We start from the raw sequence: 5806 nt of genomic DNA on the forward strand, positions 1-5806 counted from the left end.
TCGTCGCCGCGGGCAACGGCGAACCGGCGATAGCGCTCGCAGCGGCGTTCGAGCTGCGCGATCCGCCGTTCGAGCTGGGCGACGCGTTCGCCGCATGGCGCCCGGTCTGGCGCCGCCCCAGGCGGGCGCGGCGTGCCGGCGATTTTGGCGGCGATGCGGTCATACTCACCCGGCCGGTCGGCGTACTTATTCCAGTCAAACGCGCCGTCGCGTTCGCGCAGTGCTGCGGTGACCGTGCGGCGCGTGGCACCGGCGGCATGCAGCACCGCCGCGATCTTATACAACGTCTCGGAGCGATCGATCGCACCGTCGGGTTTCATCACGGGGCGCTGACCGCGCCAGGTTTCGAGGTCGCGGCCCGCCAGGACAACCGGCGGCTCGTCGGCGTCATCGACGAGCGGTTCGCCCGCGGTCGCGGCTGCGGGCGCCGGCGGCAACACGCGGTCCAGCTCGTCGGGGTCCACGGCGCGGTCATCGTCCAGGGCGACGAGCCGCACCGGATGGCGGGTCGCCGTTTTGCCGTGCAGCGTGTCGGGCCAGCGCAGCACCTGGCTGAGGTCCCAGCCGCCCGTATCGGCGCCCATCGCGTACGCCAGGCGTCGGTTCAGATCGGCAGCCGCCGCGGGCGCGATGGCGCGGGTGAGCCGCCAGAAATGGTAATGTCGGCCGGGGCTGGACTGCACGATCGCCGTTGGCGCCGGCAGCCAGGCGGGCGGCTGCGCGCCGTCGCTGTCGGTCCAGAGCGCGTGCACCTGGGCCGCGTTCGCGGCGATGCGCCGTTTGCCGGTGAGGAGATGTGCGCAGGCGTACGCCTCGCGCCCGGCGCGGGCCTCGGCCGCCAGCCAGTCGGCGGCGAACCCGGCGGCCTGCGGGTACGTGGCGCGCTGTGTGTCGCGGATATCCGTGAGTCGCCTCGTGGCGTGGTCCCACACGCCGCTGAACAGGGCGATCGTGCCGCCGCCCGGCACGCCGCGGAACACATGGTCGAACAGCCGTTCGGCGTCAGCCACGGTGCACCGCCGGCGGCACGTCGCGGAGATCAACCCAGGGCTCGGCGCCCCACGGCGCACACGTCGCACACGTGCAGCGCCCCGGCGCGGGCGGCGCGGTCAGGTCGGCGGCGATGATCCGCGCCAGCCCCGCCGCGGCGGCGGCCAGGCGTTGCGCCCGGAGCGCGTCGGCGGCCAGGGCGCCGGAGCCGCGCCGGCGCGCCGCATCGGCCAGCGTCTGCGCGGCCCGCGACAGGCGCTCCGCCGCGCGGACGAGATCATCTGCTATACTGGAATCGGCGTTCCGGTTGCGCTGCTCAGCAGCGCCATTTACGTTATTCGCGGACATAATCGGCGGACTCCGGTTTTTGTCCATCGCCCTCGGTGGTGTTGGTCGCACCGCCGGGGGCACTCGTTTGATCGGGAATCGGCGCGAGCAGGCGGTCCCACACCGCCCGCCAGGCGGCCGCCTGGCGGGCGGACGCGGGCGGGTTAGCGGTCGGCATCGCGCACCGCCTCATCCGTGGGTTTGTCCGTGCCCAGCGCACGGCGGATCAGGTACGCGGCCTGTTGTTCGGGTTCACGCACATCGCGTGCGGCCGTTTCGGCTAGCCGGCGGTACGCCGCGCCGTCGAGCGCCACCACCATCCGTTTCAGTGCTGGCATGGAATTACCTCCTCCTCACCAGTGTGAGCAGGAGGTAATTCCATATGGTCCCACAACCAATTATGGAATGGCCGGTTTACGTAATCGTGCGCGCCCACCGTCTCATCCAGCGGTGGAGCGTGCTGGTCGGCAGCCCGAGCATCGCCGCAACCTGAGCCCATGTGCGGCCCGGCTTGAGTTTTCCGGCGCGTTTAACGTAGGTGCGCTGATCCAGGTCGGTATACCTACTTTGCCTCCCACCACGGTTCTTAGGCGTGCTGGTCGCTGCTGGCGCTGCCCGTTCCTGGGCGATGCGGCGCTTTTCCGCGGCGATGCACGTCGGGCAGAGCAGCCGCTGAAGTTTTGCGGGGTCACGCTGTCGCCACGCGTCCTGCGGGATGTTGCGCGAGCCCCTGAAGACGGCGCTTGAAGGCGGATCGCGATGGGCTTCCAGCCGGCGGTCGCAGATCCACCCCACGGGCAGCCGCTGGGGATCGGGTGCGGGGCCTGGCGCCCGGTCCGATGCCACAAAGGCGCGGAGCCAGTCGCGATCGGCCTGGCTCAGGCGCGCCGTCTCTTGCAGCGCCTGCTGGTCCTTCGGTACCGTGTCCATGCGGGCCGCTCCATCTCAGCGTGTTCGCCCTGCCGCCCGGCTGTGCAACCAGCGCGGGCGGCTTCTCATTCGGCGCACCGGTGCGCGCCCCTGCGCCATTATACCGTCGCGGCGAGGGTGAAGCCGGTGGAGGTCCAGCGCAGTCGCGGCGCATGTGCGATTGGACTGGACATCTCTCAGCCGGTGCCGCATATGCGCGAGTACCTGACCGTGCTCAACGGCCTGCTGGCGGGCGAGCAACTCCGCTTCCGCGGCGAGCTGTACCGCGTGGCCGCGCAGCTCAGTGTGCCCGGCGTGCAGAAGCCGCCCGTGATCGTGGCGGCGCTGGGTCCGGCAATGCTGCGCCTCTGCGGCCGCCTGGCCGACGGCACGATCACCTGGATGGGCGGCGTACCCTTCCTGCGCGACGTGGCCGTGCCGCGCATCTCCGCCGCGGCCGCCGCCGCCGGGCGGCCCGCGCCGCGTATCGTGGCGATGGCGCCCGTCTGCGTCACCGACGACCCCGCTGGCGCCCGTGCCGCCGCGAACGAGGCCTTCGCCATCTACGGCCAGTTGCCTTCCTACCGCGCCACGCTGGATCGCGGCGGCGCCGCCGGACCCGGCGACGTGGCGATCGTGGGCGACGAGGCGGCCGTGGCCGCGCAGATCCGCGAGTACGCCGCCGCCGGTGTCACCGACTTCGCCGGCGCCGCCTTCCCCGCGCCCGGCGCCAGCCTGCAGCGCACCGCCGAAACGCTTTCAGGCCTCGCCCGCGGCTAGCACGAACCCGGCGGCATACAGCAGACCGGAGGCCTCGCTCGCCCATGCCGGGCGCCGCCGTCGCGCGGTCGATATACGTCGGGTGAAGGGGAGCGCGGCGGAGGAGTGACGGCCCGAGCGCGACTACAGACGCGCGATCATTTGCTCCATCTCGTGCTGGCCCGCGGTCATCACCACCTGGTCGTGCAGGCGACCCTCCAGATCGCGCGCGAAGTTGCGATAGTGGCCTTCCTGCGTGAAGCCGATGCTGGAGAAGAGGTTGCGGGCGCCGCGCTGCTCCGCGGTCATCTCCGCCACCACGCGCTCGATGCCGGCCTGCAGCGCGATCGCGCACACCTCGCCCAGCAGCAGCTTCGCCAGCCCACGCCCGCGCTGCTGAGGATGCACGATCACGCGGATGTTGCCGACATGGCGCGTCCAGGGCACGTTGTTGCGGTGCAGGCTGGCCTCGCCCAGCACCTCGAACTCGGCCACCGCCAGCACCGTAATCATTTCGCCCGAGGCGATCTCCAGCGCCCAGGCGTCGATCTCGGCGCCGCTGGTCACGTCGCGGCGCAGAAAGAGCAGGTCACGCGGACTCTCCTCCGCCAGCTCCTGGAAGAAGCTGTGCAGCGCCGTGGCGTCGGCGGGCGACATCAGGCGCAAGGTCACGTCCTCGCCGTTCACCTCTTCCACGCGCGGCAGCCGCTCGCCTTTGACGGGTGGATACGTGGTTGGCAGCATCGCCATCACCCCCGCTTGCCGCCGGTCCGAATGCGGGCATTCTACCGCGGCAGCGGGGCGGATGCCATGCGGGCGCGAACGGCCGAAGCTGAGCAGGTCGGGGCACGAGCAGCGACGGCGCCGTACGGTAGACTGGGCGCAGACGGCAGCGCCGCGCACCGCGCGGGCATGTCCGGGCAACAGGAGGGCGGCTATGGCGGCAGGGCGCACGCGCGAGGTTGTGGCCGCGCCGGAGCTGGTCGGCGCCGGCGGCTGGATCAACACCGCCGAGCCGCTCAGCCTGGCGGCGCTGCGCGGCAAGGTCGTGCTGCTCGACTTCTGGACCTTCTGCTGCATTAACTGCCTGCACATCATCGAGGAGCTGCGCCCGCTCGAAGCGGCCTTCCCCCGCGATCTCGTCGTGATCGGCGTGCACTCGCCCAAATTCCCGGAGGAGCACGACCACGAGGCCGTGGTGCGCGCCGTGGCCCGCCACCGCATCACCCACCCCGTGCTCGACGACCCGGACATGATCACCTGGCAGCGCTACGGCGTGCGCGCCTGGCCGACGCTCTTCCTGATCGACACCAACGGCCACGTGCGCGGCGGCCTCTCCGGCGAAGGGCACGGCGACCAGTTGCGCCAGGCGATCGCGGCGCTGGTCGAGGAGGGCCGGCGCACGGGCACGCTCGCGCCGGAGAAGACGGTGCGCCTCGCCGGCACGGCCGCGGCCCGCGGCAAGCCGCGCGGCACGGGCATGCTGGCCTTTCCCGGCAAGGTCGCCAGCGATGGCGGCAGCCGGCTCGCGATCGCCGACACCGACCACGATCGCGTGCTCGTCGTCTCGCTGGCCGGCGCGATCGAGCGCGAGTTCGGCGGCCTGCGCGAACCGCAGGGGCTGTACTTCGATGCGACAGATGGCGAACGCCTCGTCGTCGCCAACTGCCTCGCGGACGAGGTCGTGGCGATCGATCTGGCCGGCGGCGAGCGGCGCACACTCGCCTCCGGCATCAGCTCGGCCTGGGACGTGACGCCGTGGCACGGCGGCATTGCCGTGGCCGAGGCGGGCCGCCACCGGCTGTGGTTGATCGAAGACGCGGGCAAGGGACCGGCGCGGCCGCTGGCCGGCAGCACGGCGGAAGGGCTGCAAGACGGGGCAGCCTTGCAGGCTGAGCTGGCGCAGCCCAGCGGCCTCAGCGTGGCGCCGGACGGGGCGCTGCTCTTCCTCGACTCGGAGACGAGCAGCCTGCGCCGCCTCGCGGACGGCCAGGTGAGCACACTTATCGGCCAGGGGCTGTTCGAGTGGGGCAAGCAGGACGGCGACCGCGAGACGGCGCGGATGCAGCACCCGCTTGGCATCGCCGCCGCGCCGGACGGCGCCGTCTACATCGCCGACACCTTCAATTCGCGGCTGCGCGTCTGGCGCGACGGCACGCTCTCGACACTGCCGCTTGAGGGGCTGGACGAGCCGGGCGGCCTCTGCCTGCTGCCCGACGGCCGCCTCGCCGTGGCCGATACCAACAACCACCGCATCCTGCTGGTCGAGCCGGCCACGGGCGCCGCCGAGCTGTTGCCGCTGGCGGCCGAGCGCCCCGCCGCCGAACGCGAGCTGGCTTCCGGCGCAGAAGTGCTGTTCACGCTCGCGCTCGACCTGGGCGACGATGAGCTGGACCCGAGCGACGGCCCGCCCGTGCGTGTTTCAATCTCCGCCGACCCGCCGCGCCTGCTGGCGCCCGGCCCGCGCAGCTGGGCGCTGGACGCGCTGCCGGCGAGCGTGGGGGTGGTGACGGCGGGCGAAGGCGCGGGCACGCTCGTTTTCGACGTGCGCGCCGCCAGTTGCCAGGGGGATGAGTGCCGGCTGCACAGCCGCCGCGCCGAGCTGCGCGTGCGCCTGGCGCCCGGCGGGGCAGCCGGCGCGGAGGCGTGAGCGGCGAACGGCCGCCCACGGGCGGCGCGCCCCTGGACTTTGGCGGTTTCCACAAGAGGGAGAGGCAAGAGGGCTGCCCGCGGGTAGCGTGACGGGTGCTTGAGACCGTTGCGCCAGCCGGGAGGACAGCCCCATGCATCAGGGTAGCAGCGCCACCCCCACGCCACCAGC

At 72.4% G+C, this 5806-nt stretch carries 8 protein-coding genes; 2 read left to right on the top strand and 6 right to left on the bottom strand.

Annotated features, from left to right (window positions below; genetic code table 11):
* The 5 genes from VKV26_21800 to VKV26_21820 form a co-directional block, all read right to left on the bottom strand.
* Positions 1–1010, bottom strand: a 1010-nt coding sequence (locus tag VKV26_21800) for a DNA-primase RepB domain-containing protein (GenBank protein HLZ72549.1), incomplete at its 3' end; no start/stop codon positions are given.
* Complete coding sequence (locus tag VKV26_21805; GenBank protein HLZ72550.1) at positions 1003–1338, bottom strand: hypothetical protein; 336 nt, start codon at positions 1336–1338, stop codon at positions 1003–1005. The genes VKV26_21800 and VKV26_21805, both read right to left, overlap by 8 nt.
* On the bottom strand, positions 1325–1495 hold the full coding sequence (locus VKV26_21810) for a hypothetical protein (protein ID HLZ72551.1): 171 nt from the start codon (positions 1493–1495) through the stop codon (positions 1325–1327). The genes VKV26_21805 and VKV26_21810 overlap by 14 nt, the downstream gene beginning before the upstream one ends.
* Complete coding sequence (locus tag VKV26_21815; protein ID HLZ72552.1) at positions 1482–1655, bottom strand: hypothetical protein; 174 nt, start codon at positions 1653–1655, stop codon at positions 1482–1484. Before VKV26_21815 ends, VKV26_21810 begins: the two co-directional genes overlap by 14 nt.
* 76 nt (positions 1656–1731) lie before the next feature.
* Entirely contained in the window at positions 1732–2247 is a 516-nt protein-coding gene (locus VKV26_21820) for a hypothetical protein (protein ID HLZ72553.1), read from the bottom strand.
* Between the two features lie 126 nt (positions 2248–2373).
* On the opposite strand from VKV26_21820, the gene VKV26_21825 reads away from it, so the two are divergent.
* Entirely contained in the window at positions 2374–3006 is a 633-nt protein-coding gene (locus VKV26_21825; protein HLZ72554.1) for an LLM class flavin-dependent oxidoreductase, read from the top strand.
* Between the two features lie 123 nt (positions 3007–3129).
* On the opposite strand, the gene VKV26_21830 is transcribed toward VKV26_21825, so the two are convergent.
* On the bottom strand, positions 3130–3729 hold the full coding sequence (locus VKV26_21830; protein ID HLZ72555.1) for a GNAT family protein: 600 nt from the start codon (positions 3727–3729) through the stop codon (positions 3130–3132).
* Positions 3730–3922: 193 nt separating this feature from the next.
* On the opposite strand from VKV26_21830, the gene VKV26_21835 reads away from it, so the two are divergent.
* Positions 3923–5635, top strand: coding sequence for a thioredoxin-like domain-containing protein (locus tag VKV26_21835; protein HLZ72556.1), 1713 nt, complete (start codon positions 3923–3925; stop codon positions 5633–5635).
* Positions 5636–5806: the final 171 nt, after the last annotated feature.

The sequence above is a fragment of the Dehalococcoidia bacterium genome, from assembly GCA_035310145.1.
Lineage (GTDB): Bacteria > Chloroflexota > Dehalococcoidia > CAUJGQ01 > CAUJGQ01 > CALFMN01.